Source organism: Motilimonas sp. 1_MG-2023, assembly GCF_030547455.1.
Classification (GTDB): domain Bacteria; phylum Pseudomonadota; class Gammaproteobacteria; order Enterobacterales; family CBDFNC01; genus Motilimonas.
Window position 1 is genome coordinate 1 of record NZ_JAUOPX010000391.1, and the last position, 201, is coordinate 201.

Genomic DNA, 201 nt, shown 5'->3' on the forward strand with positions numbered 1-201 from the left:
TCTAGAATTAAGATAAAAATTTAAAGATAAATACGGGTTGTTAGTGTTGCAGTTGAAAGCGTAGAGCAGAACTGCGAGAGTCAGCGCTAGCATTCCAGTGAAAGAAAAATTTAAAGACAAATTTGGGTTGTTAGCTCAGTTGGTAGAGCAGTTGACTTTTAATCAATTGGTCGAAGGTTCAAATCCTTCACAACCCACCAA

At 37.3% G+C, this 201-nt stretch carries 1 tRNA gene; it reads left to right on the forward strand.

Annotation, left to right across the window (positions count from 1 at the left end):
• Positions 1–124: 124 nt before the first annotated feature.
• Positions 125–200, forward strand: a tRNA-Lys gene (locus Q4519_RS22380).
• Position 201 lies beyond the last annotated feature (1 nt).